This window comes from Paraburkholderia sp. USG1 (genome assembly GCF_031570135.1).
GTDB lineage: Bacteria > Pseudomonadota > Gammaproteobacteria > Burkholderiales > Burkholderiaceae > Paraburkholderia > Paraburkholderia dioscoreae.
On the sequence record NZ_JAMWXW010000013.1, the window covers coordinates 29,809 to 56,393 of the forward strand.

General features: G+C 61.5%; 21 protein-coding genes. 7 read left to right on the forward strand and 14 right to left on the reverse strand.

Going from position 1 to position 26,585, the window contains the following annotated elements; all coding sequences use genetic code 11:
- Positions 1 to 4: 4 nt before the first annotated feature.
- Positions 5 to 799: an SDR family oxidoreductase gene (locus tag NE850_RS18435; protein ID WP_310699113.1), complete on the reverse strand. Its 795-nt coding sequence runs from the start codon at positions 797 to 799 to the stop codon at positions 5 to 7.
- Between the two features lie 543 nt (positions 800 to 1,342).
- Here NE850_RS18435 and NE850_RS18440 point away from each other — a divergent pair.
- From NE850_RS18440 to NE850_RS18450, 3 genes are all read left to right on the forward strand, one after another.
- Complete coding sequence (locus tag NE850_RS18440) at positions 1,343 to 3,097, forward strand: methyl-accepting chemotaxis protein (RefSeq protein WP_310699114.1); 1,755 nt, start codon at positions 1,343 to 1,345, stop codon at positions 3,095 to 3,097.
- A 241-nt stretch (positions 3,098 to 3,338) separates the two neighbouring features.
- Entirely contained in the window at positions 3,339 to 4,553 is a 1,215-nt protein-coding gene (locus NE850_RS18445; protein ID WP_310699115.1) for an MFS transporter, read from the forward strand.
- Between the two features lie 71 nt (positions 4,554 to 4,624).
- Positions 4,625 to 6,043 (forward strand): MFS transporter, encoded by a 1,419-nt coding sequence (locus NE850_RS18450; protein ID WP_310699116.1) that lies wholly within the window; start codon positions 4,625 to 4,627, stop codon positions 6,041 to 6,043.
- A 563-nt stretch (positions 6,044 to 6,606) separates the two neighbouring features.
- On the opposite strand, the gene NE850_RS18455 is transcribed toward NE850_RS18450, so the two are convergent.
- From NE850_RS18455 to mhpD, 11 genes are all read right to left on the reverse strand, one after another.
- Positions 6,607 to 7,410 carry an alpha/beta fold hydrolase gene (locus tag NE850_RS18455; protein WP_310699117.1) on the reverse strand — a complete coding sequence of 268 codons (804 nt, stop codon included), beginning with the start codon at positions 7,408 to 7,410 and terminating at the stop codon, positions 6,607 to 6,609.
- 242 nt (positions 7,411 to 7,652) lie between these two features.
- Complete coding sequence (locus NE850_RS18460) at positions 7,653 to 8,729, reverse strand: porin (RefSeq protein WP_310699118.1); 1,077 nt, start codon at positions 8,727 to 8,729, stop codon at positions 7,653 to 7,655.
- 345 nt (positions 8,730 to 9,074) lie between these two features.
- The gene (locus NE850_RS18465) at positions 9,075 to 10,415 is read right to left on the reverse strand and encodes an MFS transporter (protein WP_310699119.1); all 1,341 of its coding nucleotides are present in this window, start codon (positions 10,413 to 10,415) and stop codon (positions 9,075 to 9,077) included.
- A 108-nt stretch (positions 10,416 to 10,523) separates the two neighbouring features.
- Complete coding sequence (locus NE850_RS18470) at positions 10,524 to 11,957, reverse strand: Rieske 2Fe-2S domain-containing protein (RefSeq protein ID WP_310699120.1); 1,434 nt, start codon at positions 11,955 to 11,957, stop codon at positions 10,524 to 10,526.
- 116 nt (positions 11,958 to 12,073) lie between these two features.
- A complete protein-coding gene (locus NE850_RS18475) occupies positions 12,074 to 13,060 on the reverse strand; it encodes a 4-hydroxythreonine-4-phosphate dehydrogenase PdxA (RefSeq protein ID WP_310699121.1) in 987 nt (328 codons plus the stop codon).
- A gap of 50 nt (positions 13,061 to 13,110) precedes the next feature.
- Positions 13,111 to 13,605, reverse strand: a complete 495-nt coding sequence (locus NE850_RS18480) for an aromatic-ring-hydroxylating dioxygenase subunit beta (protein WP_310699122.1) — start codon at positions 13,603 to 13,605, stop codon at positions 13,111 to 13,113.
- A 3-nt stretch (positions 13,606 to 13,608) separates the two neighbouring features.
- Positions 13,609 to 15,018 carry an aromatic ring-hydroxylating dioxygenase subunit alpha gene (locus NE850_RS18485; RefSeq protein ID WP_310699123.1) on the reverse strand — a complete coding sequence of 470 codons (1,410 nt, stop codon included), beginning with the start codon at positions 15,016 to 15,018 and terminating at the stop codon, positions 13,609 to 13,611.
- 109 nt (positions 15,019 to 15,127) lie between these two features.
- Positions 15,128 to 16,012, reverse strand: coding sequence for an alpha/beta fold hydrolase (locus tag NE850_RS18490; RefSeq protein ID WP_249485695.1), 885 nt, complete (start codon positions 16,010 to 16,012; stop codon positions 15,128 to 15,130).
- Between the two features lie 51 nt (positions 16,013 to 16,063).
- Positions 16,064 to 16,969, reverse strand: a complete 906-nt coding sequence (locus NE850_RS18495; protein ID WP_310699124.1) for a VOC family protein — start codon at positions 16,967 to 16,969, stop codon at positions 16,064 to 16,066.
- A gap of 990 nt (positions 16,970 to 17,959) precedes the next feature.
- The gene (locus tag NE850_RS18500; protein WP_310699125.1) at positions 17,960 to 18,931 is read right to left on the reverse strand and encodes an AraC family transcriptional regulator; all 972 of its coding nucleotides are present in this window, start codon (positions 18,929 to 18,931) and stop codon (positions 17,960 to 17,962) included.
- A 216-nt stretch (positions 18,932 to 19,147) separates the two neighbouring features.
- Positions 19,148 to 19,948, reverse strand: coding sequence for a 2-keto-4-pentenoate hydratase (gene mhpD / locus NE850_RS18505; RefSeq protein ID WP_310699126.1), 801 nt, complete (start codon positions 19,946 to 19,948; stop codon positions 19,148 to 19,150).
- Between the two features lie 325 nt (positions 19,949 to 20,273).
- Here mhpD and NE850_RS18510 point away from each other — a divergent pair, with 325 nt between their 5' ends.
- Together NE850_RS18510 and dmpG are read left to right on the forward strand one after the other, a co-directional pair.
- On the forward strand, positions 20,274 to 21,218 hold the full coding sequence (locus NE850_RS18510) for an acetaldehyde dehydrogenase (acetylating) (RefSeq protein WP_249485701.1): 945 nt from the start codon (positions 20,274 to 20,276) through the stop codon (positions 21,216 to 21,218).
- Between the two features lie 43 nt (positions 21,219 to 21,261).
- Positions 21,262 to 22,281, forward strand: a complete 1,020-nt coding sequence (gene dmpG / locus NE850_RS18515; RefSeq protein ID WP_310699127.1) for a 4-hydroxy-2-oxovalerate aldolase — start codon at positions 21,262 to 21,264, stop codon at positions 22,279 to 22,281.
- Positions 22,282 to 22,371: 90 nt separating this feature from the next.
- Here dmpG and NE850_RS18520 read toward each other — a convergent pair whose 3' ends face one another.
- Positions 22,372 to 23,133 carry an IclR family transcriptional regulator gene (locus NE850_RS18520; RefSeq protein WP_310699128.1) on the reverse strand — a complete coding sequence of 254 codons (762 nt, stop codon included), beginning with the start codon at positions 23,131 to 23,133 and terminating at the stop codon, positions 22,372 to 22,374.
- Between the two features lie 114 nt (positions 23,134 to 23,247).
- Positions 23,248 to 24,174 (reverse strand): LysR substrate-binding domain-containing protein, encoded by a 927-nt coding sequence (locus NE850_RS18525; RefSeq protein WP_310699129.1) that lies wholly within the window; start codon positions 24,172 to 24,174, stop codon positions 23,248 to 23,250.
- A gap of 118 nt (positions 24,175 to 24,292) precedes the next feature.
- Between NE850_RS18525 and NE850_RS18530 the strand changes: the two genes are divergently transcribed.
- Both NE850_RS18530 and NE850_RS18535 read left to right on the forward strand, forming a co-directional pair.
- Entirely contained in the window at positions 24,293 to 25,135 is an 843-nt protein-coding gene (locus tag NE850_RS18530) for a class II aldolase/adducin family protein (protein ID WP_310699130.1), read from the forward strand.
- Positions 25,136 to 25,234: 99 nt separating this feature from the next.
- Positions 25,235 to 26,548, forward strand: a complete 1,314-nt coding sequence (locus NE850_RS18535) for an MFS transporter (protein ID WP_310699265.1) — start codon at positions 25,235 to 25,237, stop codon at positions 26,546 to 26,548.
- The last annotated feature ends 37 nt before the right edge of the window (positions 26,549 to 26,585 follow it).

Below are 26,585 nucleotides of genomic sequence, written 5' to 3' on the forward strand. Positions count from 1 at the left end.
GACGTTACGCGATCGCCCTTACCACGCCACCGTCTACCCGGAGTGCGGCGCCGGTCGTGGCCGACGCCGGGGCGCTGCAGACGTAGGTGATCATGGCCGCAATCTCGTCGGGTGTTGTGAATCGCTGAAGCAGCGAAGACGGACGGGCCGTTGCGAAGAATTCGTGCTCGATGACCGATGCATCAACGCCGCGGCTCGCCGCAAGCTGGGCAACGAATCCACCGACACCTTCCGACGCGGTCGGCCCGGGCAGCACGCTGTTGACCGTGATGCCAGTGCCGGCAAGGGTCTCGGCGAGCCCGCGGGCCACCGCCAGCTGTGCGGTTTTGGTCATGCCGTAATGGATCATCTCGGCCGGAATCTGCAGGGCGGATTCGCTGGACACGAAGACAATCCGCCCCCAGTTGCGTGTGCGCATGCCTGGCACATAGTGACGCGAAAGCCGTACGCCGCTGAGCACGTTGGTCTCGAAGAAACGGATCCAGTCTTCGTCGCGAATCTGCTCGAACGGTTTCGGTTCGAAGATGCCGAGGTTGTTGACCAGCACGTCGATCTCGGGAAGCTGGCCAGTCAGCGTATCGCAGCCTTCCCGGCTGCTCAGGTCGGCCGTGATGCCCGTGATCGTCGCATCAGGCAATTCGCGTCTCAGCGCGTCCACCGCGCCGTCAACGCGCGCCTGGGTGCGGCCATTGACCGTGACGTGGGCGCCCTCGGCCACGAGTGCGCGAGCGGTGGCGAATCCGATGCCCGCTGTCGAGCCGGTGACCAGCGCCCGTTTTCCTTTCAGTCCAAGCTCCATGACTCCACTCCAGTCCGTTTGGCAATCTTCTACGTTACCTCTCCCGGGCGCGGCGCAGTAGCGAAATCTGGCCAGACTGTTATTCATTCCGGACAATGCGTGACGGGACTGAACCGGCAACCACGACGCCAGGCCGCGAGCGTAGTATCTCCAGCTTGTCGTGCAGCCCCGTCCGCCCGGCAAGGTGGGCGCGCCAGAGGCCAGGGTATCCGGTCCGGAGCACCCGGCGAAAGTGGATGCCCCGGAACCCGGCATTAACTGCGCCTGCCTTGCTGGAAAGAAAAATTGCTGCCCGGGAGGGATGCGCTCCCACATGCGCTGCTGCCGCCGCCCGCGTGCGGCTCACCCCGCCGTGCCGAAGCGCAACACTCTTTTCCGATATCGGCAAGAACCCGCCTGTCGCCGCGCAAGCCCAAGCCCAAGCCCAAGCCCAAGCCCAAGCCCAAGCCCAAGCCCAAGCCCAAGCTTAGCAACGCACATACCGTCAGGAGCTGACCGCATTGCCGGGTCAGCCGCACGGCCCGCCCATGCAAAAGGAAACTCATGCGCCACAACCAGCCTGTCACGCAGCAGGAATATGACTACCCGGCCGGCCAGATGCTCGTCTCGGCGACCGACCTTAAGGGCCGCATCCGGTACTGCAATCCCGCTTTCGTCTCCATCTCCGGCTATACGAAGGAAGAACTGATCGGCGAGCCACACAACATCATCCGCCACCCGGACATGCCGCGCGAAGCGTTCGCGGACATGTGGGAGACGATCCGCGCGGGCCGTCCGTGGACTGCGCTCGTAAAAAACCGCCGCAAGAACGGCGACCACTACTGGGTCCGCGCGAACGTCACACCGATCACCGGGCGCGGCGCAGTAGTTGGCTATCTGAGCGTGCGGGTAAAACCGTCGCGCGATGAGATCCGTGAGGCCGAAGCCCTGTACACGAAACAGCGGGAAGGCCGCCTGCGCGGCTACAGGCTGCACCGGGGCGAGGTCGTGCGTACCGGCGCGGCGGGTGTGCTGGCGTCGCTGCTGCGCATCCCGGTCGCGACGCGCGTGGTGATCGGCTATGTGGCGACCCCGGTCGCGCTCGCGGTTGCCGGGGTCGCCGCATGGCAGGACGTGCCACCCATGCCGTTCTGGATTGCGTTTGGCGTCGCAACGGCCTGCAGTGCGTTCGCGTGGTGGCAAACCACCGGGCATCTGCGCACGCCGCTACAACAGATCTCCGGGGTATCCGCGCGGATGGCCGCCGGCGACCTCACCGCGCAGATGACCGTCGCGGGCCGCGACGATCTCGGCAACGTGCTGCAGGCCCTGAACCAGTTGCAGGCGAACCTCACCGCGATCGTGTTCGACGTGCGCTCGCAGATCGACGGCATGCTGGCCACTGCGCGCGAGATATCGGACAGCAACGTCGATCTCGCGCGGCGCACCGAACTGCAGGGGGCGTCGCTTGAAGAAACCGCCTCGACGATGGAAGAACTGACGACCACCGTGCAGGCCAACGCCGATGCGAGCACCCGTGCGCTTGAACTCGCGCGCGACGCGCACGCTGCGGCGGCCGAGGGCGGCTCGATCGCGGGGCAGGTCGAGCGCACGATGATGGGTATTACCGAAGCGGCGCGCCGGATCGCCGACATCACCGGTGTGATCGACGGCATCGCGTTCCAGACCAACATCCTCGCGTTGAACGCGGCGGTTGAGGCCGCGCGTGCGGGCGAGTCGGGCCGCTCGTTCGCGGTCGTCGCCGGTGAGGTGCGGACGCTCGCGCAACGCTGTGCGGCGTCCGCGAAGGAGATCCGGCAGGTCGTCGAGGCGAGCGTCAATGAGATCGCGCAGGGCACCGAACTGGTCGCGCGGACCACCACGCAGATGCGTAATATCGACGAAGCGGTGAGCCGGGTGTCATCGATCATCGTCGAAGTCGCGCACGCGAGCGGTGAACAGGCCGAAGGCATCCGGCAGGTGAACCAGGCGGTGTCGCATCTCGACGGCGCGACACAACAGAATGCGGTGCTCGTCGAGCAGGCCGCGGCGACCGCGCAGCGGCTCGTGGACCAGGCGGACGTGCTCGATGAAGCGGTGCGGCTCTTCAGCGTTGGTGGCCCGCAGCCGCGGCAGGATATCTCGCGGACGAGTCCGCGCCGCGCCACCACGTCGACGCGATCGACGCCAGACGTACCGATCCCTCGCGCCGCAACCACGCCGGATGATGCGTCTGGGGCATATCGTGCCGAACGTCCGTCCAGTCCCGCGTCCCTGAGTCCACCCGTGCCGGCGAAAGAAGTTGGCCGGATTGAATAATGGTCTGGCCGGGTATCACTATCCTGGGTGCGTAAAAGACCGATAGATTCAAAATCCGGTTCGCGAGCCGGAGGCGGGTCGTCGATCCTGGCCGAAAAAAGGGGCGCGGGGCGACAGCCCGGATCTGGCCGTGCTGGCCAAGCCAGTATGAGTCGTAACCTGAAGGGCAGTCGGTCTCCGTCGGAAAGCGGTGCGTCGCCGGCCTGTTGCGCATTCGTGATACAAGAGCGGAGATTTTCGGATGGACGTCGGTACACCGCGGCGGGACCACACGGACATGGCGCGGCGCCGTGCGACATTGTCGCTGGCTGCGCTTGCGACGTCGGTGTTCCTCACCTTCATGACGGTCGGCATGCCGCTGCCGGTGATTCCGCTCTATGTCGGACATGAACTGGCCTTCGGAAACGTCCTGGTCGGTCTTTCGGTCGGCATCCAGTTTCTCGCCACCATCCTCACACGCGGCGTTGCCGGACGGGAAGCGGACCATAGTGGTGCGCGGCCGGTCATGCTGCGCGGCATGCTCTTCTGCGCCTGCTCGGGCGTGGCACTGATCCTGTCGGCGCGGCTCCCGGTCCCGGCCGGCTGGCGCCTGCTGATCCTGATCGCCGGGCGTCTCGTGCTGGGTTTCGGCGAAAGCCAGCTGATCGTCGGCATGTTCGGCTGGGGCATCGGGACAGTGGGCCAGCCGCGATCGGGTACCGTGCTTGCCTGGACCGGGATGGCGATGTACGGTGCCATCGCCGCGGCCGCGCCGCTCGGGTTCTGGCTCTATCACCTGGGCGGCCTGACCCTGGTGGGCGCGGCCGTGATCGTGCTGCCGGCGGTTGCGGCGGTTTTCGCCTTTCCGGTGGCCGGTGTGGCGCCGCATGCTGGCGAGCGCCATTCCTTCTGGCGCGTCATCGGACTGATCTGGCAGCCGGGTCTGGGCGTGCTGTTTCAGGGCGTCGGCTTCGCGGGCATCGGTGCTTTCATCTCGCTGGATTTTGCTTCCCATGGCTGGTCGGGCGCCGGTGTCGCGCTGACGTGCTTCGGCGCAGCGTTCGTCCTGGTGCGTATCCTGTTCGGAAAGCTACCGGATCGCGTGGGTGGCACGCCGGTCGCCATCGTGTCACTGATCGTCGAAGCGGCCGGACAGGGGCTGTTGTTCGTGGCACCGGTGGCCTGGGTTGCACTGCTGGGTTCTGCGCTGACCGGCGCGGGGTGCTCCCTGGTCTTCCCGTCGCTCGGTGTGGAGGTCGTGAAGCGCGTGACTCCGCAGATCCGGGCCAGCGCACTGGGTGGTCTCCTTGCATTCCAGGACATCGCCTATGGCCTCACCGGACCCGTCACCGGGGCGCTCGCCACCGGGTTCGGCTATTCGTCGGTGTATGCGGTGGGCGCCCTCTGTGCGCTGGGCGGCCTGCTGATGACGATGACCCTGGCCACCGGCGCGTTCGGCTGGTCTGCCCGCCAGTGAGGGGGCAGGCGGCGGGGTAGCTGACAGGACATGTGCAATCGTTATCCACGTTATCCCTATCCGGACTATTCATGAATCAGCCCGATGGCCTGCCATCATCGAAGCGTCGCTGGGTGATGCTGTGCATCCTGCTGGGGATGGTGCTGAGTTCGCTCGACAGCGCCATCGCCAACGTTGCGCTGCCGGTCATCGCCCGTTCGCTCGCGAGCAGTAACGCGGCGGTGGTCTGGGTGGTGAGCAGTTACCAGCTCGCGGTCATGGTCTGCCTGCTGCCGGTGGCGGTTCTGGGCGAGTCGATCGGACTCAAACGTCTCTACGCGCTGGGCCTGACGGTCTTTACGCTTGCCTCGTTGAGTTGCGCGCTCTCACCGACACTGGCGGTGCTGGTGGGCGCGCGCATCGTGCAGGGCGTGGGCGGCGCCTGCATGTCCGTTGCCGGAATGGCACTGGTGCGCACGATCTACCCTCGCAGTATTGTCGGCCGCGGCTTTGCGCTGGTGGCACTTGCCGTGGCGGTTTCCGGCGCCCTCGGACCCACCATCGCGGCGGGGATCCTGGCGGTGGCAAGGTGGCCGTGGCTCTTCCTTGTCAACGTCCCACTGGGCTGTCTTGCGGTATCGGTATTCCTCGCGCTGGGGCCCCCCGGCGTCCGGCAGGCACGCCGATTCGATGTGCACGGCGCTGTGCTCAACGGGCTGGCGTTCGGCCTGATCGTGGTCGGGGTCGGCACGCTGGGCGTGGGCGGCGTCACCATCGCCGTCGAGGAGATACTCGCGGGACTGGCGTGCCTCGGCCTGCTGATCCGGCAGCAGAGGAAGCAGGCGACGCCACTGCTGCCGCTGGACCTGATGCGCATCCCGGTGTTCGCACTGTCCGTCGGTACGTCGGTCTGCTCCTACGCGGCGCAGATCCTGGCCTACGTCAGCCTGCCTTTTTTCTACGAGACGGTGCTGCATCTGAGCCCGGTCGAAACCGGTCTGCTCCTGACGCCGTGGCCGCTGCTGGTGGCGGTTGCGGCCCCGGTCTCCGGCCGGCTGATGACCCGGCATCCTGCTTCGTTGATCAGCAGTACCGGTCTGGCCATGCTGGCGGCCGGCCTGCTGCTGATGGCCTTTCTGCCCGCTGCGCCCGCGAACTGGGACATCGTGTGGCGCATGGCGCTGTGTGGGATCGGCTTCGGGCTTTTCCAGACTCCCAACAACACGGCATTGATGACAGCGGGGCCAGTCGCGCGCAGTGGTGCCGCGAGCGGCATGGTCGCGGTCGCGCGTTATGTCGGCTGGTCGCTGGGCTCGGCCCTGGTGGCGCTCATCTTCGGGGTGGCCGGCGCGCACGCGACGGTTTCGTGCCTGGTGACGGGGGCCGGCTTTGCTGCTGTCGGCGCGCTCTTCAGTACCGCGCGCCGGTACAGTCAGCCGGCAGCCCCGCACGGGCAACCCGACGACGGAGCCGCACAACATGTTCCACCTAGCCAGCGAGGCGGGACCTGATTCGCACGGCGGTAGACCTGCGCGTCACAGTGTTTTCTGGACGGGGGTGGTGCTGGATGGATTACCTTCCATACAGGGCAGTGCTATGTTGGCGATCGTGCTTTCGGGCACCTCGTGACGCCGCAAGCATGACCGGGATTGTGATCACGACTCTCCTTCGGGATGGACGACTGTAGGAGCGGTGTTCGAGGCCGGCATGAGTGGCGCGTGTGTTCTGTGTACTTGCAGGCATTGGCATGCTCCAGCACGTCGTCCGTCGCCACCGCTATTTCACGCGTGTAACGCCAGGGTTGGTCACACTTCTTCGCGAGCGGAGTTTGATTACTCGTGTGAAGATTGCGAAAAGAGGACGGGGTGGCTGGCCTGTATTTCGGAAGATCCAGTATCGGTGGACCGGTTCCGCTTCAGTTCCCTGACCGGTCTTCCGCCGCCGGGCGACGACGAGGGCGCGGCTGAAAGGAGGGTACCGAATGCTATCGGACATCCTGGCGTGCTCACAGCATGCGGTCGATCGTAGCAACGGCTCCATGGAATGTGCGATCTACGCGGAAAAGTGCTGACGATCACGTCGCCGCACGCAGGAGGATCTCTGCTACCTGCTGCGGTGCATCCACCATCAGATCGTGTCCGAAAGGCAGATCGATGACTTCCCAGCCGGATTGCTTGCAGCGCCCGGCGATGCCGACGAACGGAGGTGATCCAAACGCGCCAGCTAGCACATAAACCTTTCGTTGCACCCGATCGAGTCCGGCTACGGATTCCAGTACGTCTTCGAACGTTGCTACCGGGTGGGCAGTACATTGGCTGTCCACCCAGGCCTGGTTTTTTTCGCCGACCATAAGCGCTTTTGCCTGTGGTGGGGGCAGGTAGGCGCGCTTGTCACCGGTGACCTGTTCCTGCATCTGGAGCCACGCTTGCTCACCTAGCTGGTCCTTCAACGATTGGCCATCTTGAGGCAAAAAGGCATCGAGATACACGACCGCCTTGATGCGGGAAGCCAGTTCCTGCGCTACGCCGCTGACTACCATCCCGCCATAAGAATGTCCTACGAGAACAATGTCATGGAGATCTTCCCACTTGACGAGATTGACTATATCGGCCACATGGTCATGCAGACGTATTGAAGGCGATAGCAGGTGCGAACGATCGGCGAGCCCGGTCAGGCTCGGCGCATGAACAACGTGTCCGGGCGTGCGCAGGATGTCGGCAACCCCACGCCAGCACCAGCCGCCGTGCCAGGCGCCATGCACCAGTACAAACGTAGAGGGTATAGCCGATCCGCAACTGTCGCCGCTTCGTGGCGTACCTGTTGAAGACCCGGACAGGGAACCTCGGGCGGGAACTTCTGATGTGGATTTATTTGCCATCTTCGTCTCAAGTTGGGTTTTGGGGCTAGGAGGCACCGTCTCGCGGCATCCGCCGGTTGAGCATCGTGCGTGCTGGGTTATCAGGCGCACGATTGAGTCTTTATGCTCCGGGCCAGATCTCCGTCGAGACGATTGCGTTTGTACCGGCAGAGGAAGGCCTCCGGCGACATGTTCTTCGGGGACGTGCCTCGATCAGGGTTCCGTACTCCCTTCGCGTGTGGCGAAACGTGTTTCCGGGCGCATCAGAAAGACTTTCGTATCCCGACATTCGCCCCGACGGTCGTGCCTTCCACCCCATTCAATGCGCCATTGAGCGCAAGCCCCGTATTCATGGCGCCGTGATTGTTCACGACGCCGACCTGTGCATAAAGCGCTGTTGCTTTTGAAAGAAAATACTGGGTGCCGAGTGCTACGACGAGAGAATGGTTGGAAGAATCGTTGCGGTCGCTTGTCACATATACACCGCCGCTGATATCCAGTTCGGGAAGAACCTGGCAGTCCAGGCCGCCGCTGTAGACGTTGCTGTCAAACGAGCCGGCCACCTTGTAGTTGACGAACGAGACTTTGGCTGTCAGCGAGCCGAAAGTGTAAGCCAGTCCCAGCTCCCGGCCTTCGAATTCCTCGGTGCTGGGCACTGGTGTCTGCGCTGTGCCGCCACTGTTGCCGTCATAGATCGCCGCATTGACCATGAGGCCGCCACCTTCATATTTCAGGCTGGCCGAATACTGGCGCCCCGCCTGAAAATTTCCCGCTTGGCCCCCCAGGGCAAGCAGTGCGCTGCCAGTGAATCCGGCAATCTTCGGGCTGGTGTACGACACCGCATTCGAATTCATGGCGCCTGTCACGAGCACATTGTCGGCATAGTTGACGAGTGCACTGCCCAGGTACGCCATGCCGCGCGGATCGGACTCGTACACTGCCAGAAAGAATGGGGAGAACTGCACGCCCGCCGTGATCTGGCCGAAACCGCCACCCAGTGCGACCCACGCCTGCCGGCCGAAGAAGTTGCCGTTTGAATCGTTGAATCCACCGTTTGCCAGACTCACGCCGCTTTCCAGATCAAAGCTCGCGGTTAGGCCACCCCCCAGGTTCTCCACGCCTTTGAGTCCGAAAGATGTAGGCATGTACCCGCTGTCTACCATTGAAAAGTTGTGACCGGCATTCTGTCCGTTCGAACCGGCAGTCTTGCTTGTGTACAACAATCCGCCGTCTGCTATGCCATACAGCGTGACGCTGCCCTGCGCGTGGGCTATCCCACATGCGAGCAGGATTGCCACGCCGGCTACACAGTTCAGTCTCGAGCCAGTAATTTTCAACATTGTTGTCTCCGTTTTTTTATGGATTGCCCGTGTCTGATGCTGCTTCGACAGCACTACGTGTCCGGGCGAACACGGTAAGCAACATGCGTCGATATTTCGATAGCCAGGGTAGTTTTTGTTATTAATTTAGTAATACTAATTATTTGGTAAGACTTCCTGCCATGTCTCGCGATGTTCGCGGTGAAGTTCCTGAAATCGATCCTACCGAACGCGAGACAAACGGCCCCTGCCGAAACTCAAATAGCCCGAGCCGTAACACTTGATCGTGAGCTGGTTCGATCCCTGCAGCTTTTTCCGGGTGCTGATACACGCTCTGGGCGCCCGTATGTGCGGCGCCCGTCGGTGTCACACGGGAATCTGCTTCTTCAGGACCAAGCCGTACATCACTGCGGAAAAGAGTGCGAGGCAGCCGGTCAACACAAGCGCGCCCACAAACCCGCCCATACGGTCCACGGCAATACCCGTCAGGATCGGGGCGCATCCGCCTCCCAGGAAGCCACCGAAGTTCTGGATACCGGCGAGCGATGCCACCATGCGTCGCGTGGTCACTGCTTCAGCGCCGAGTGTCCAGTAATTTGCCGACGACAGGCTGTAGGCGAACATGCCTGCTGTGAGCATCGCGACAGCTGTCGAGGGACTCGAACAGAACGCCGTGCCGAACATCGCCAGGCCGGTAAGAATGGCGGAGACCGATAAAAGTATCCGGCGAGACATGAGCGGGTGCAGCCCCCGTCTTACCAGCGAATCGGACAGCTTGCCCCCGATCACCACGCCGATACCGCCGGCAATATAGGGAATGGCGGCGACAAGGCCGGTGCGGCTGATCGTGATGCCCTGGGCGCGCTGCAGGTAGGTGGGTAACCACGCGATGTAGAACCAAAGGACGTACTGCAGGCAGAAGCCGCCGATGATCATCACCCACGTGGTCCGGTAGGTCAGCAGGGTGAACCAGTTGGCAGCATGAGCGCCCTGGTCCGCGCTGACTGCTTCAGCCCGGGTATGCATCTGTCCCGACCGGATATAGGCGAGCTCACGCGGATTCAGCCAGGGGTGCCGTTGGGGTTCCCGGTAGAGGATCAGCCATCCGAGCAGCGAAACAAAGCCAAATGCGCCCATGAGCATGAACATCGCGGGCCAGCCATAGGCGACCATCAGAAAGGTCGAGACCGGTGGTGCAATCGCCAGGCCGAACTGGGAGGCGGACAGGTAAATGCTGGAAGCAATCGCCTTTTCATGGTCGGGAAACCACGCGTCGGTCGCCTTGATGCCGGACGGAAAGAGGGGGGATTCGGCGACGCCCAGTGCAATGCGGCACCAGACGAAGGTCTGTACGCTGCGTGCCAACCCGGTGAAGACCGCGACGACCGACCATGTGCCCGCCGCGAAGGCCATCAGCACCTTCGCACCGAAGCGATCGACGGCCCAGCCTGTTGGCAGACTGGTGAGCGCATAGGGCCATACGAAAGCAGACAGAATGACGCCCATCATCGTATTGCTGATATGAAGGTCTCTCATGATCAGCGGGGCGGCAACGGACAGATTGCCGCGGTCGAGATAGTTGGTCAGGGTGAGCAGGGTAATGATCGCGACGATGACCCATCTCAGGTTCAGGCCGCGGGGGCGATCGCTTTTGACCGCCGGGCTCGCGATATCGCTGGCAGGACTGCCGGCCAGATTGTTCCTCATCTCCATGTCTCCTCCATTATTTGTTTGCCGGAACTTTGTCGTTCCCGGTACATCAAGGGCACATCATTGGCTTGAACCCGCGGGCAAGGAACTCAGGCCTGACCGGCGCTAACAGAACCGGTCGAAGTGAATCTGGGACACAGGCACGCGGTGACCGACGACAAGCATTCGCTGAACCGCATCGACCATTGCCGGCGGCCCGCTGAGATAAATCTCGAACTCGGCGAACCGCTTGCCGAGCCTAGCCTCGAGGACTTCATGGATGAAGCCCCGTTCGCCGGACCAGCCTTCGTCCGTGATCGAGGACGAATCGGATACGGCGCTGACGTTGATGATCTTTCCTCGCAAGGCGTCGTCCGCAGCGAGAAGCGCGGCATCGCACAGATCCTGCGGCGTCCGGCCGCCGTAGAACAGATGAGTCTCACGCCCGGCGAGGCCTGGCGTCCTGGATGCGCCACGCAGGATGGACATCATCGGCGACAGGCCCGCGCCGCCCGCAATACACAGGATCGGCCGTGGCGACTCGGGGCGCAGGTAGGCCGTGCCATAAGGGCCGTCGAGCGTCACGCGTACAGCCGGCGTGGTTTCGATCCCGAACAGGCGCGGGGAGAAACGTCCTTCCGGCACCCGCTTGACAATGAATTCCCAGATCCCTTCGCGATTCGCGGTGTTCGACATCGAATAGGCACGCTCCTCGTGCGTGCCTTCGATGCCGAGCATGGCGTACTGGCCGGGGAGGAACTCCGCAGGGCCCTCGCCACGAAAGCGGAATTCCGACATGTCGCGGGTCAGACGCGTCACCCGTTCGAGTTCGAGACGTTGTCTGCGAGGCACAATAGGAGGCACATATTCCTCCAGGCGCCGTATGCGGATGACGCAGTCGGATTGCGGCACGGACTGGCACGCCAGCCGTTTGCCGGCCGCGCGCGCACGCGCAGACAGGCCGGCGGCGTCCGGCATCCTGTCGATGACCTCGCCGGAGGCCAGTTCGTACATGCAGCTACCGCAGCCACCGGAGTTACATTCGTAGGGAAACCCAATACCACTTCGCAACGCTGCTCTGAGGAGGGTGTCGCCTGGCGCATTGGTATAGCTCAGCTCGCTGTCCGCCATCCGGACCACGCAAGGTTCGCCTGCGCCCGTCGTGGCTGCGGCCGTGCCGTCAGGCTCTGAACGGGTATCGCGCGCTGCCGCGGACCCGGCGTCAGCCGCCACTTTCGCGACGAGCACCGTGCCATTCTTTACCTGAACGTCGAAGGTCTGAAGCGCAACTTCGCAGGGGTAGGAGATGGCTTCGCCCGTGGTCACGTCGAAGGAGCCGCCGTGCAGCGGACATTCGACGACATGGTCGCAAAACGTCCCATCGGTCAGCATGGCGACATTGTGGGTACAGATGTTACTGGTTGCGTGGACGGTGCCCGCGACGTTGAACAGCGCAATCGGCGGCAGGCCATCGATGTCGATTGGCCGCATGGTGCCGGGATCGAGCTCGCCCAGATTGCATACAGGGACCCAGTCATCCTGTCGGGTTCGGCAATTCATTGACAATCCTGAAATGAAAAAGCGCGCCACTGCCGATACTTGGTACTTGCAGTACTTCAGCGAGCGCGCGTTACTAGACAGCGTCGATACAGCGTGATGGCGTCATTGCCATTCATTCATTCATGGAAACCTCTACCGGCGGCCAGATAAGCCGCATTCAGGATCGCGCTGAGGACCATCGTGTGGTCGGCGCGTCCGCTTCCCGCCAGCTCGTAGGCGACGCCATGTGCAACAGTCGTGTGGACGTAGGGAGGCCCCAGCATGACGACGCTGTTGCCTGAAAATCCCCATGTCTTCATCGCGATATGGCCTTGGTCGTGATAGAGAGCGACCACGACGTCATAGCGGCCTTCGATGCAATGACGGAAAACCGAATCCGGACTGACCGGTCCGTGGACGTCAATGCCATCGTTGCGCGCCGCTTCAATGGCGGGAAGGACAGCCTCGCGCTCTTCGAGGCCATCCGCATGAGGATTGAGCCCGGCCACCGCGATGCGCCGCTTCGTGATGCCCCACTTTTTCATTGAGGCATCAAGGAAGCGGATAAGCTTTCCGACCGGTTCCAGCTGGACGCGGCCGGGTACCTCACGTAAAGGAATGTGGTCGGTCAGGTGCGCGATCATCAGCGGCGACGACCGAAGCAGCAGGTACGCGCCTTCGGGGCCGTGCGTCGCGATCCGGTTCAGGGTGCCGGCCATCTCCATCGAGGCTGAGCTGATGGGGCCCATCACGGTTGCGTCGAGGATGCCTTGCCGCGCGAGCCTGTCGGCATGTTCGAGCCACATCCCGCTGGCCCAGCCCGCGCGTTCGACGTCCTTGCCGTATTGAATCCAGCCGGCGTCGAACGCCACAGGTTCGATCACATCGAGCATATCGCTTCGTGCGGCGCACTCGTCAGGCCCGTCCACCCGGCGAACTTCGAGCGGCAAGCCGGTGATTCGTGCGGCCTCGCGCATCACCGCACAACTGCCGATAAGCACGGGCATCGAGCATTCATGAAGCTTCCCGGTGTGCCACGCCTTGGCGATGACTTCGGGGCCTATTCCACACGGGTCGCCGATCATGATTCCAACGGCCGGCTGTGTGTTGCGGTTATTCGTCATATTGCATACCGTACGTAGTTTCCGGCCGTTTCTGCTGCGATCGACATGGGCTAGACGTTGTAGAAATCGAGCACTTCGTGAATGATGTCATTCACGATCACGGTCTTTTTCGACCGTATCCGCCAGTCGTCTCCCGCGGCTTGCAGCACATATTCGGCGTAGCCGAAGTAGGCTGCCACCTTGCCTTCCAGAACAGAATTCGCGATCCAGCTGGTGCGGGCGTGCACCGCATCGTCCTTCACCTCAGCACTCACGAGTTGTGGCAGGTGGATGGTGCGGGGCGCCGGATTGGCGGACGATGCCCGTCCCGTGCGTATACGGAAAACCCGCGCTTCCAGTCCCACCCGATTCTTGTAGTAGATCAGTGACAACTCGCGACTGGGGTCAGTGACCAGCGTCCCGTTGCTGCGCCAGGCGGGAATCCAGTACTCACAATCGGGCAGATAGAGCTCCAGCCAGCGATCCCAGTCCTTCGTATCGAGCAGTACGGCTTCCTTCCCGATGAAGCCTTGAACCGACTCCCACGTGCTATTTGCTTTTGTCATCGATCATTCGCCTCCTGCGAGTTCCCGGCTGATGCTGTCCTGCATGCGTCTCTTCCACTCTTCGAGAATGGTGATGAATACGCCCTCGTCGGCTGCTTCGGTGCCGCTGCTCAATGCGTTGACGCCCAGCCGGCGTCCCGAATCGTTGGCGCCATGTACCCAGCGCGTCTGTCCGCGCGACAGGTCGTTCCAGGGAGCGTTCCCGGCCCTGTAACCGATCTGGCAGTTCCGGAACTCGGTCAGATCGTCCGGCGTGGCCATGCCGGTGGCATTAAAGAAATCCTCGAACTGGCGAATCCGGCGTTCTCTCATGTCGGGGCTTTCATCAACGGGCGCAATGCAATAGCTGATGACCTCGGTTACATCGACGGAGACGGGACGCAGGATACGGATCTGGGAACTCATCTGGTCCATCAGGAAGACGTTCGGCATCAGCAGCAGATTGCGGACCTTTTTTGTGATCCAGTCAGCGTATTCGCTTCCGAAGCGCTCGACGTATCGCTCATGGAGCGCATAGGCCGGGCGGTCCTGATAGTTTGCATAAGGCGCATAGAGAACACCGTGGCCGTTGTCGAACGCGAAGAAACCGCTGTCCCCTTCGCCCCAGTTCGAGACATCGAGATTTTTCGTGGTATCGGTCACCGCATTTTTTGCGCGCCGCTTGGTGGTCATGATGTAGTTGCCGTGGACTGTCCCCACGTGGTAGCCATCCAGTCCATTTTCTGCGGCCAGCTTCCAGTTTCCGGAGAACGTGTAGGCGGTTTCTCCTGGCAAGACCTCAAGGTTGCCGCTGGGCGACTGATCGGCGACGAGATCGATAAAGAGCGCTGCGCCCGCGAGATATTCCTTCAGCGAAGGGACTTCGGCACTCAGGGAAACAAAAATGAACCCACGGTAGATTTCAAGTTTCGCTACGGGCGTCAGACCGAGGTGGGATCTGTCGAACCCGGACGGATAACCACCCTTTGCCTCGTCTGTCACATTGACGAGTTCTCCGCGCGCGTTATAGCACCATCCATGAAACTGACACATGTGGATCTTCCTGCTTCCGACTTTCTCCCGGCATACGCGAGCGCCCCGATGTGCACAAACATTCAAAAATCCGCGGACTTCTCCGTCCTGGTCACGTGTGAGCAACACCGGCTGGCGTCCTACGGTCAACGTGAAGAAATCGTTGACGTTCGGAAGCTGACTGACGTGCGCGGCGTAGACCCAGTTTCCTTCGAAAAGATGGCGCATCTCGAGTTCGAAGAGATCCGGGTCGGTATAGATGTTTCGTGCGCCAAGGTAGACGCCTTCGGGACCCTGGCGTAGCGCGGGGTTCACGAGTTGCGCCTGGACTTCCGCGGCAGTGCGTCGGGCGACCGCGGGCTGGTGTGGAACAATGGGTATCGTCTTGTCGATGGAACTCATCAGTTAACTCCTGTGAAACGGTGTGTCGTTGTGCTGACACCCGTTTCCCGTTCATGGCTGCGTGATTCTGCTGTGCCGGGCTGTGCCGGGCTGGACGGGCGTGCCGGGTTTATTGAGCCTCACCCGTCAGCAGATAGTGTTCGACCACCGCATTGAATTCGGCAGGAGCTTCGTACTGTGGCCAGTGCGCAGCGTTGGCCGTCGAGATATAGAGCGAACCACGTGAGAGTCGAGGCAGCGCGGCCCGTGCGGATTCGACGTCGTGTATTGGATTGAACTTCGTCCAGTAGAGTAGCGTCTCGGCGGCGATGTTTTCGAGCTGGATCATTTGCGAACCCGAGGCGTCGTCATTGAGCCGCTGCAGCAGTGCCAGCACCAGTGGGCCGGCGCGCTGAAAGTCCGGCTGCGTGTAAAAGAACAGGCGGGTTTCGACCAGGTCCTCATCGAGCAGCCCCCAGTTCGACTCGTGCATCAGGAACTGCATGCGCTTGCGGACGGAATCGACGGTGGGCTGCTGGCCCACGTTCTTCGCGCTAAGTTCGCGGAATTCGGCGGCATCGCGACGGCCCTTGTCCGTGACGATAGGAATTCCGCCGGCTGTGTTGAGAACGAGGCGTTTCACCCGTTCCGGGTATTTGACGGCGAATCGCCCGGCCACCCATCCGCCCAGCGATTCTCCCGAGAGGTGAGCCTTGTCGACGTTGAAGGCATTCATCAGTTCAAGGAGCTGATTCGCGTACGTGTCGCTGTTGTATTCGATGTCGACCGGCTTGCACGAAAGCCCGTGGCCGACGAAATCGAAGGCGATGACGTGAAAATGCTTCGAGAGGGCGATAACGTTTTTGGCATACGCTTCGAGGTGACCTCCGAGCCCGTGCATGAGGAAGAGTACCTCCGGGTTGCCTTTGCCGGCTTCCGCAATACGGATACGCTCATACGAAGGCGTCGCGACGTACCGGATTTCGGCACCGAGAAAATCTATCCACTGGCCCATTTTGTTGCCTGCTCCTGTTAAAAAAACACGTTGTATATGGCGTCAGTAAAACTAGCGGGCTGAGCGGGCCAGCGTCCGGCTGTGCCCCCAGTCACTCATCTGGCTGTAGTTCTTGACCTCCCAGGCAGCGTCATCGATGACGATGCTGCCGTGCCCGCATTCGACTGCGAACCCCGAGGGCGACTGCACGTAAAAGGAGATCACGTGGTCGTTGGGGTGGTGTCCGATGCCCATGTAGATCGGCAGCCCTTCCTTGATGCAGCGGTCATAGGCCAGTCCCACGTCGTTCAGATCCGTGACCTCCAGCATCATGTGATTGAGGTGCTTGCTGGTCGGGGCGTACGCGGTGGCCAGCGAATGGTGCCGCCCTGTTCGCGTATGAAAGAAGGTCGCGTCGAAGTCCACGCCAGGAAGCGTCTCCGAGTCACGGATATAGTCACTGACCAGAAAGCCCAGCTTCCGTGTATAGAAATCGACGGTTTCTTCATAGTTCTGCGCGATCGGCAGAATATGGCCAATGCCCTGGCGCCCGGTGACGAAGCCGCTGCCTTTCATCACCGGTGACCGGAACGGCGACGAGATCGGCGCGTAAGACGGGCCAAAAAAGAACTCATGCCTGAAGCCGTTTGGGTCGTCGCAGCTAAACAGCTTTTCGACGCGGCGTCCTTTGGCTGTTTGCGCATCGCCTTCGACAACCTCGACGTCGAGAGACCTGATTCTTGCGACGTATTGTTCGAGCTCGCGAGCGGTATCGAACTGCCAGCCCGCCGCGCTGATGTCGTCGGCCGTGCCCTTTTCGAGCAGGATACGCTGCGCATACTCATCCATGCGCAATGCGAGAGAGCGGTCGTCGCGGCGACCGACCATCAGGCCAATAATGTTTGTGGCGAAATGTTCCCAGGCGTCAAGGTCGGACACGTTTAGCACTACGTATCCAAGACTGGAAAGTTCAGACATTGTCGTCTCCTGTTATTTGTCTGGCGCCGTGAAGCGAATTGCGCTTCGCAGGCCGGCGTGCATGACGTCTATGCGAGTCGTAGCCTTGAATGCGCAATTTTTTTACTGCAATTTCGCATCGGCGCGGTGTTTTGGGGTTTCCGGCTTAGCTCAAGCTTGTGGGGCAGGGCGCATATCCGATCCATTCACACATTGCATTGCGATGGATCAACAATAGTGGAGTTTGTGAAGGTCAACTATCCGCAGGGCGCATTGCGTTATCCGTTTTTTGCCAGGCCCTGGCAAAGCGGGCCATGGTGCTGTGGGGCAACAGACAGTGCATGAGAGTGAGCCTCCCGTTATGCCATTGCGGGATAAACGGCGCACTCGCGGGTCATGGATCCGGCGAGAGATCCGGGCATGAGCGCAGGCGCGCTCATGTTTATTACGGAAGGCTATACGCCTGGCAGAAGTGGCCGCCTTCTCTATCTGTCGCAACAGCGCGCGACCGGGCGGTTCGAAGCTTCTTCATCAGTATGAGCGAGTTCGCCATGATCCGGCGCACCGCAGAAAGCCGGGATCCTGCATGTTGCGCAGGCACCCAGGTCGCGCGGCGGTGCAATGTCGATTCCCGCTCCGGCAAGTGGGCAGCAGGCTGACGAATGGTCGCCCGGAGCGGGCGGCGAAGGTTTTCCCCGAATGCAAACGCCTGCGCGGCGTCCGCGTCATGGTCGATGGCTGTTCCGATGCCAGCCGGTACTCAATGGAGATCAGGATTGCGCCTGAGACAGCATCATGCGTTGAAGTGTCGCGGACCGCACGGGCGCATGTGAGGCTTATGGAGCCGCCAATGGATACTTTAATGCAGGCATCTAACGCTACTTATATAGAGTAGTGCGATACCAGTCGCCGGGCTATCCATTGTGTGCACGGTTTTATCCGCTTTTTGCAATTCAAGGCGCCGGAGAACGGGCGACGTACCGCGGACACCGTGCGGCATGGCGCCCGGGGTTACGCGTGGATCCTGCCGGTACGCGAGCGGTGAAACGTCTCAGACGGCAACTGCCCGAAAATTGCCTTGTACTCTGCCGAAAAACGTCCCAGGTGGTTAAAGCCGTATTCGAGCGCGACCTCGGTTACGCTTTGCGCGGCCAGGTTGACGTTGGACAGGCACGCGTAGATTCTCCGGAGCTTCTTTTCCTTGATGTACGTGCTCGGCGAGACGCCCTTGCTGATGGAGAAGCGGTCATACAGCGTGCGCAGCGAAACGTTACATTCGGAAGCGAGGCTGGCCGCGGAGATATCTTCGCGGATATGGGCATCGATGTACCGGTCGACCTTGGCAAAGAGCCGGTCGTCACGGCTGACGGCGACGTGACTGATGACGTTGTTGGGAAAGAATTCCAGCAGTTTGGAGGCGAAAAAAAGCTCGAGCGCGGAATCCCGCAGGTGCGCGCCCGAACGGTGCTCTTCCGCTTCCAGATAGAGCAGTTCGATGGTACGGAAGGCGGTCGAATGGGTACTGAGCGAGCAGGCGCTGCGGGCGAAACGCACGCCGTCAGCCGGAAGCAGGCCGAAATGGTCGAGCGAACACGCATTGAAGAGCGAGCGCGGAATATTGACGATCAGCTTGGTTCCGTCCGGCGAATAGGTGACGGCCGAAGGCACGGACGGGTTCACGAGCATGGCCCAGCCAGGCTCCAGGCGGAGTTCCTGATGGTCGATGTTGATCGTACAGTTGCCGTTGATGACCAGATGTAAATGATAGTCGTCAATTCCCACCGGATTTTCGATCAGCGCCCGGCTTCCATAGGAAATGACGCTCAACCCAAGACTGCCCAGCACGGTATGGCGCAGCGTTGCCCGGTTGGCGTCGCCGTCCGATTTCAGCACGTGCATGCCGACATGGCGGCGGATATACGCTGACACCTCTTCTGGAGTGCTATTTTCGTATATTGTTGAACCCTTGAGATATTCGGCCAACATCGCGGCAGTCTCCGTTATTATCGAACAGCATCATCTGGATGTGGGGCGGGGAATAACAGTTCATTATCCAGATCACTTCCGGTCTATCTTATTAAGCTCTCGTTGCATACCGGGCTATCGGGATTTTTACCAGTGACGGCTCAGCTTGCCACCCTGCATTGGTCGGTCAACAAACTGGGGCCGGCAACGAAAGCTGTCCACGGCTAGCCTCTCTTAACCCTGTCCGCCGGCTCCGCTGAAGAGTGCGCGCACGGAGCCGAGTCCCGCGATGTGTGCTTCGAAAGAATCACCTGCGTTCACGGCAACCATCGGGCCGAGTGCACCTGACAGCACGATATCGCCTGCCTTGAGCGGTGTGCCGAGCGACGCCAGTTTTCTCGCGAGCCAGACCACCGCGTTGAGCGGATTGCCCAGACATGCCTTGCCCGCGCCGAAGGAGACGGGTTCGCCGCCCCGCTCAAGCACCATGCCGCACAGACGCAGGTCGATATCCTTTAACTGTTTCGGCGACGAGCCAAGCACAAACGCGCCCGACGATGCGTTGTCCGCGACCGTGTCGGCAATGCGAATGTCCCAACGCGCAATGCGGCTGTCGACGATTTCGATGGCGGGCAGCGCGTAGTCGATCGCCCTGATCACGTCGCCGAATCCGGTGTCGGCGTGCGGCAGATCCTTGCCGATCACGACCGCGATTTCGGCCTCAACCTTGGGTTGAAGCAGGCTCTGGACCGGGACGGGCTCAGCGTCGCCATAGGCCATGTCGGCGAACAGCACGCCGAAGTCGGGCTGGTCAACGCCCAGCTGTTTTTGCACGGCCTGCGAGGTCAGGCCGATCTTGCGGCCGACGATCCTGCGCCCGCGGCTCAGTCCGTGATCCGTGACGTGTTGCTGCACACGATAGGCGCCATCCATATCCAGTTGCGGATAGCGCTCGCGTAGCGGCGCGATCGGCGTGCGCTCCTCGATGGCGCTCAGCAACGCGTGGGCTGCATCCAGATAGTCCTGCTCAGTCATATTCCGTCTCCTGTGACATGGCTTTGTGTAACGGCAGTATCGCCGTTGCTCGGCCGGACAAGCGTTCCGGCCGCAGGTCATACGAGTCGCTTGCGGACGATAAGCGTGGAGGTTGACTGTGGATGAGTCTCCCCGCGCCTTTTCCATCGTTTTTCGCATTGCACCCTAGGGCCGCTGATCTTAATTCTCACAATGTAATAATGAAAATCACATATTGATATTTTATCCGAGGCGTCTTAACCTTTCCATAGTTTTTACGACTGCACGCCGCACACGGCAAACCACTGCTTCGCTTACCACGAGCGACTCACTGAACAAGGAGGGTATGTTGGAAACCCGAAAACTGAAGGCCGCGATTATTGGCTCCGGCAACATCGGCACGGATCTCATGATCAAGATCATTCGCCATGGGCGCCGGATCGAGATGGGCGCTTTCGTCGGTATCGACCCGGAATCGGATGGGCTGGCGCGGGCACGACGCCTGAACGTTCCGGTTACGGCGGGCGGCATCGAAGGCCTGATGAAGATGGATGGATTCAGGGACATCGGCATCGTGTTCGATGCCACCTCGGCGTCGGCCCACAAGCGGCACAATGCGCTCCTTCAGGAGCATGGCATTCGCGTCATCGACCTGACCCCCGCAGCGATCGGTCCATACGTGATCCCGTCGATCAATATCGACGGCGAACTCGATGCGCCGAACATCAACATGGTGACGTGTGGCGGGCAGGCCACCATTCCGGTCGTCGCGGCTGTCTCACGCGTGGCAAAGGTGCACTACGCCGAAATCGTCGCGTCGATCTCGAGCCGCTCGGCCGGCCCTGGCACGCGGGCTAACATCGACGAATTCACCGAAACGACCTCGCGTGCCATCGAAGTGCTGGGTGGTGCGAAGAAGGGCAAGGCGATCATCATCCTGAACCCGGCCGAGCCGCCGCTCATCATGCGCGACACCGTCCTGGTGCTTTCCGAACCCGCTGATCAGGCGAAGATCGAGGAGAGTATCGCTGCGATGGTCGAGTCGGTACGTAGCTATGTACCGGGCTACCGGCTGAAGCAAAGCGTGCAGTTCGAACTGTTTGGTGAGGATCAGCCGTTGAACATTCCGTCCCTTGGGCGTGTATCCGGTCTCAAGACCTCCGTCTATCTGGAAGTGGAGGGCGCCGCCCACTATCTGCCTGCCTACGCGGGAAACCTCGACATCATGACCTCGGCTGCGCTGGCGTGTGCGGAGCGCATCGCGGAAAGCCAGACGGCCATGACGGCGTGAAGGGAAAGCAGAAGGAACACCACGTGAACACAAAGGTAAAGACATGGCAGACAAGCTCTATATTTCGGATGTAACGCTGCGCGACGGCAGTCACGCGATCCGCCACCAGTACACGGTCAGCAACGTGCGCGCGATCGCGAAGGCGCTCGACGAAGCCGGCGTCGACAGCATCGAGGTGGCGCATGGAGACGGCCTGTCCGGGTCGAGCTTCAACTATGGCTTCGGCGCCCATACGGACCTTGAATGGATCGCGGCCGCAGCGGACTCGGTGAGGCAGGCGAAGATCGCCACGCTGCTGATTCCAGGCATCGGAACCGTGCATGACCTGCGCAGCGCCTACGACGCTGGAGCGCGCGTGGTGCGGGTCGCCACGCACTGCACGGAAGCCGACGTTTCGAAGCAGCATATTGTCTCGGCCCGCGAACTCGGCATGGACACGGTTGGCTTTCTGATGATGAGTCACATGACGGCCCCGCAGCATCTCGCGCAACAGGCGAAGCTGATGGAGAGCTATGGCGCGACATGCATCTACGTGGTGGATTCGGGCGGCGCGTTGAACATGAACGACGTTCGCGATCGTTTCCGCGCGCTCAAGGAGGTGCTGCAGCCGGACACGCAGACGGGCATCCACGCGCACCACAACCTCTCGCTGGGCGTGGCAAATTCGATCGTCGCCGTGGAGGAAGGCTGCAACCGTATCGACGCGAGTCTCGCGGGTATGGGCGCCGGCGCCGGCAATGCGCCGCTGGAAGTGTTTATCGCCGCTGCTGAACGTCTGGGCTGGAATCATGGTTGCGACGTGATGAAACTGATGGATGCGGCGGACGACATCGTGCGGCCGTTGCAGGATCGACCCGTTCGGGTGGACCGCGAGACCCTGGCGCTGGGCTATGCCGGCGTGTATTCGAGCTTCCTGCGGCATGCGGAGGCCGCGGCTAAACGCTACGACCTGAAGACGGTGGATATCCTCGTCGAACTCGGCAAACGCAAGATGGTGGGCGGCCAGGAAGACATGATTGTCGACGTGGCGCTGGATATCAGGAAGGCCGCGCACGCTGTCTGAGTCTGTCGCACGCAGCGCTGGCTGTGCGCATTATGCGGGGCGCGCGCAGCCACTGCTGGCATGTTGAAGCGGGCGGTTGCGTCAGTCAGGTCACGCGCCCAGTTTCGCGCTGATCTGGTTTGCAACCGCTTTCACCATTGGCACGAGTTCGGCAAGCCGTTGATCGTCGGTGTAATCCACGGTACTGGTCACACTCACTGCGGCCACTATCTTGCCGCTACCGTCGCGGATCGGCGCGGCCACGCAGCGGATGCGCGGCTGATTTTCGCCGAGATCAAACGTATAGCCGCCACTCGCATACTCGTGCATCCTCTTGAGCCACTCGTCGAGCAACAGGGGCTGCGGCTCGCCGTTAGCCTCGCGTTCATAGTAGACGCGCCACGCCGCTTCGCCGCTATCCAGAATCAGCGACTTGCCAACGCCGGTCGAGCATACCGGTTTGCGGCCACCAATCCGTGAATTGACCTCTATCGGGCGCTGGCCACCCACCTTGTCCAGATAGACGACGCTGGTATCGTCGAGCGCGGCGAGGTGGACTGTATCGAGTGTTTGCCCGGCAAGCCATTCAAGCCGTTCGCGCGACATCACCGTCAGGTCGGACTGACGATAAGCGAGAAATCCCAGTTCGACGAGCTTGCTGCCGAGGCGATAGCCCTTGCGCGGCTCAAAGCTCAGATAGCGCACCTGCACGAGTGCGGAGGCGATCCGGTGGGCCGTGCTGAATGCCATGCCGGTGCGCTCCGCAATCGTCTGCACGTTTCTGCAGCCGTCGGCGACCGCATCGACAATGTCCAGTCCGCGGAAAAGGGTCTGGCTGGCAATCACGCGGTTGGGGGATTCGGTGCGGGACATAGAGGAATGTTGAGAAGGGGATAGTTCGAATTATAACGGTGCGCGTCACGGTTCATGACAGCCTTTCAAGGCCCGTCACAGCCGCTGGGCGTCTGTTTTCCATCTCTTGCTGCGCTACGCACTAGCCGGCGTTCGCGGTTCGCTCCCCCCGTTTTCGACGCCCGCGCCATGGAGTAGCCACTGCCTGAACACCGCCACTTTCTCGTGCCGGAACTCGTTCTTTCGATACGACAGAAAATGCGTTTCACGCTCAAAACGAACGAACGTATCCCCCAGCACTTCGACAAGATCACCGCGCGCGATTTCGCGCGAGGCCAGAAGCGTACTCTCCAGCACGACGCCCATGCCGTCAGCCGCTGCGGAGATACCTAGCGCCGCGCGGTCAAATGACGGCCGTGGCGTTGCAGGCATCGGAAGTCCGTTTGCGTCGAACCAGTCCTTCCACGTGATGCGGCTGAGCTGCGAATCGATCAGCGTCAGTTCGCCGATCCGCTGTGCGACCGGCGTGTCCGTTTCCAAGAGCGCGGGCGAACAGAGTGGCACGATTGGCTCGCGTCCCAGTGGCAGGGTTTCGACGCCCGCCCGCTCGAGTGCGCTGCCATACGAAATCGCGACATCGATTTCATGAACGCGTGTCAGATCGATTGGCTCGGCTCCCGTCGACAGACGGATGGTGATATGCGGAAACGACTTCGTAAAGCCGGGTAGCCGTGGCCCAAGCCATTTCACCGCGAAGCTGGGCGCGCAGTGCACGGCGAGCACCTGCGCGTCGGGAGCCAGCGCGACTTCGCCGCACGCCGCTTCGACGACATCGAATACCCGGCTCAGGCTGTCGAGCAGCCGCAGCGCCCCCGGCGTCGATTCGATACGCCGGTTCCTGCGCAGGAACAGCGGCCGCCCAAAATACTCCTCCAGTTCCTTGACCTGATGACTGATGGCGGACGGTGTCAGATGAAGCTCCTGGGCGGCGAGCGCGAAGCTTTCGAGCCGCGCCGCTGCCTCGAATGCCCGCAACAGGACAAAGTTGGGGATCTTCCTCATGTATTTCTCTGATGCATGAATGTCATTCATGTTTTCATGAACAGTCATCGTTTGTCAACGGATCGCGCGGGCGCGACCATCTGCTCACCCAAGGTTCACCCGTGTTCAAGGAGCAAACATGTCTGAAGTGATGGAAGCCGCGTCGAAGACCATCGACCTGAAGGGCCGCATTTCGATTTATCAGCCCGAGCAATCGGGCCTGATCTTTCCAGAACTGCGAGCCTTCACGAGCCACGCGGCGCATCGCCAGCATCTGAAGGAGCGTCTTGTCGGGGCCTGCCGTGCATTTGCGCTGCAAGGGTTCGACTACGGCTTCGCCGGTCACCTGACCGTGCGTGACCCGGAGAATCCCGGCCTGTACTGGACCAATCCGATGGCGATTCATTTCTCGCAGGTGAAGGTGTCGAACCTGATCTGCGCAGATCACGAAGGCAACGTCGTCGAAGGCCGCCACGCGATCAACCGCGCGGGCTTTGTGCTGCATGCGGCGGTGCATGAAATGCATCAGGACATCGTGGCGATGTGCCACGCGCATACGGTCTACGGCACGGCGTTCGCGTCGCTTGGCAGGAAGCTCGATCCGATCAGCCAGGACGCGGCCGCCTTCTATGAAGACCATGTCGTGATTGGTGACGAAGCGGGCCAGGTTGCAGTTGAAGTGAAGGCCGGCCATAAGGTCGCCAGCGCGTTCAACGGAGTCAAGGCGGCCATTCACCAGAACCATGGCTTGCTGACCGCGAGCCGCCACAGCATCGAGTCTGCCGCATTCTGGTTCATCGCGCTCGAGCGCTGCTGCCAGCAGCAACTGATGATCGAAGCCACCGGCGCCACGCCTCATCTCGTCAGCGAGGCGCGCGCACGCTACAGCCGCGAACACGTCGGCAGCGAATACATTGGCTGGCTGCATTTCCAGACCATCTGGGATCAGCTCGTCAATACGCAGCCGGACATGTTTGAGTAAGGCCCGGCAATGCGGCGTTTCTGTTGCAGCAAGGCCCCAGGGTGGCGGGTCGGGCATGTTCCCGGTTCGCCGCGACAAGAGGATTGACGGAGACAGATGATGAATTCAACCAGCCCCGCCGCGTATCTGGACATCCCGGAAAAGGTCACATACGGCAGGCTGATGTGGCGACTGCTGCCATTCCTGTTTTTCTGTTATCTGTGCGCGTATCTGGACCGAATCAACGTCAGCTTCGCCAAACTTCAGATGCTCCAGGATCTCGGGATGAGCGATGCGGTCTATGGGCTCGGTGCGGGGATTTTCTTTGTCGGCTATCTGCTCTTCGAGGTGCCGAGCAACCTGATCCTGCTCAAGGTCGGCGCACGGCGCTGGATCGCGCGGATCATGGTGACCTGGGGCCTGATTTCGTCGGCGATGATGTTCGTGACCACGCCCACCGCATTCTACATCGTGCGTTTTTTGCTCGGCGTCGCGGAGGCGGGCTTCATTCCCGCCATCCTGCTTTATCTGACTTACTGGTTCCCGGCGTCGCGTCGGAGCAAGGTTACTGCGCTGTTTTTAACCGGTATTCCGATGTCTGGCGTGGTCGGTGGTCCGCTCTCGGGATGGATCCTGCATTCGCTGGGCGGCCAGTACGGTCTCGCAGGCTGGCAATGGCTGTTCCTGCTTGAAGGGGTGCCGACCGCGCTGTTCGGCGTGGTCGCGTTCTTCTATCTGGATGACAAGGTCGTCGACGCACGCTGGCTCACCGGCGAGCAGAAGTCGCTGATTGGACGCAACCTGGAGGCCGATGCGGGTGAGCACAAGCTTCATTCGTTGCGCGACGGGCTCCTGAGTCCGCGTATCCTGCTGCTGAGTGCGATCTATTTTTTCTTCACCATGGGACTCTATGGCGTGAGTTTCTGGCTGCCGTCGCTTGTCAAGGCATCGGGCGTAGCAGATCCGCTCGATATCGGTTTGCTCTCGGCAGTCCCGTATGCCGCCGCGACGCTCGCCATGATCGTGGTCGGACACAGTTCCGACCGGAGCGGCGAACGCAGGTGGCATCTCGCCGTGCCGGGTGTAATCGGAGCGGTGGCGTTGTGCCTGAGCGTCGTCTGGGCGCATGACACAGCGCTCGCCATGATCGCGCTGACGATCGGCACCATGGGCGTGATGACGACGATTTCGCAATTCTGGACACTACCGCCGACGGTTCTCGGCGGCGCGGCGGTCGCGGCGGGTCTCGCGCTGGCGAATTCGATCGGCAGCATTTCCGGTGTGGTGAGCCCATACGTGATCGGCTGGTTGCAGACCACGACGGGCTCGACAGGCAACGGTGTGCTGGGACTCGCTGTGAGCATGGTGATCGGTGCCATCCTGACGCTCACGCTATCCGCGCGTGCGGTGAACAACCGGCCGGAACGGGGTTGAATGCCCTGGATGCAACCAGCGGACGCGCTGCGGCGCG

What these genes read in the sequence shown, in the direction of transcription:
- NE850_RS18435 (WP_310699113.1), bottom strand. Translation starts at nt 799, where the DNA reads ATGGAGCTTGGACTGAAAGGAAAACGGGCGCTGGTCACCGGCTCGACA.
- NE850_RS18440 (WP_310699114.1), top strand. Translation starts at nt 1,343, where the DNA reads ATGCGCCACAACCAGCCTGTCACGCAGCAGGAATATGACTACCCGGCC.
- NE850_RS18445 (WP_310699115.1), top strand. Translation starts at nt 3,339, where the DNA reads ATGGACGTCGGTACACCGCGGCGGGACCACACGGACATGGCGCGGCGC.
- NE850_RS18450 (WP_310699116.1), top strand. Translation starts at nt 4,625, where the DNA reads ATGAATCAGCCCGATGGCCTGCCATCATCGAAGCGTCGCTGGGTGATG.
- NE850_RS18455 (WP_310699117.1), bottom strand. Translation starts at nt 7,410, where the DNA reads ATGGCAAATAAATCCACATCAGAAGTTCCCGCCCGAGGTTCCCTGTCC.
- NE850_RS18460 (WP_310699118.1), bottom strand. Translation starts at nt 8,729, where the DNA reads ATGTTGAAAATTACTGGCTCGAGACTGAACTGTGTAGCCGGCGTGGCA.
- NE850_RS18465 (WP_310699119.1), bottom strand. Translation starts at nt 10,415, where the DNA reads ATGAGGAACAATCTGGCCGGCAGTCCTGCCAGCGATATCGCGAGCCCG.
- NE850_RS18470 (WP_310699120.1), bottom strand. Translation starts at nt 11,957, where the DNA reads ATGAATTGCCGAACCCGACAGGATGACTGGGTCCCTGTATGCAATCTG.
- NE850_RS18475 (WP_310699121.1), bottom strand. Translation starts at nt 13,060, where the DNA reads ATGACGAATAACCGCAACACACAGCCGGCCGTTGGAATCATGATCGGC.
- NE850_RS18480 (WP_310699122.1), bottom strand. Translation starts at nt 13,605, where the DNA reads ATGACAAAAGCAAATAGCACGTGGGAGTCGGTTCAAGGCTTCATCGGG.
- NE850_RS18485 (WP_310699123.1), bottom strand. Translation starts at nt 15,018, where the DNA reads ATGAGTTCCATCGACAAGACGATACCCATTGTTCCACACCAGCCCGCG.
- NE850_RS18490 (WP_249485695.1), bottom strand. Translation starts at nt 16,012, where the DNA reads ATGGGCCAGTGGATAGATTTTCTCGGTGCCGAAATCCGGTACGTCGCG.
- NE850_RS18495 (WP_310699124.1), bottom strand. Translation starts at nt 16,969, where the DNA reads ATGTCTGAACTTTCCAGTCTTGGATACGTAGTGCTAAACGTGTCCGAC.
- mhpD (WP_310699126.1), bottom strand. Translation starts at nt 19,948, where the DNA reads ATGACTGAGCAGGACTATCTGGATGCAGCCCACGCGTTGCTGAGCGCC.
- NE850_RS18510 (WP_249485701.1), top strand. Translation starts at nt 20,274, where the DNA reads ATGTTGGAAACCCGAAAACTGAAGGCCGCGATTATTGGCTCCGGCAAC.
- dmpG (WP_310699127.1), top strand. Translation starts at nt 21,262, where the DNA reads ATGGCAGACAAGCTCTATATTTCGGATGTAACGCTGCGCGACGGCAGT.
- NE850_RS18520 (WP_310699128.1), bottom strand. Translation starts at nt 23,133, where the DNA reads ATGTCCCGCACCGAATCCCCCAACCGCGTGATTGCCAGCCAGACCCTT.
- NE850_RS18525 (WP_310699129.1), bottom strand. Translation starts at nt 24,174, where the DNA reads ATGAGGAAGATCCCCAACTTTGTCCTGTTGCGGGCATTCGAGGCAGCG.
- NE850_RS18530 (WP_310699130.1), top strand. Translation starts at nt 24,293, where the DNA reads ATGTCTGAAGTGATGGAAGCCGCGTCGAAGACCATCGACCTGAAGGGC.
- NE850_RS18535 (WP_310699265.1), top strand. Translation starts at nt 25,235, where the DNA reads ATGAATTCAACCAGCCCCGCCGCGTATCTGGACATCCCGGAAAAGGTC.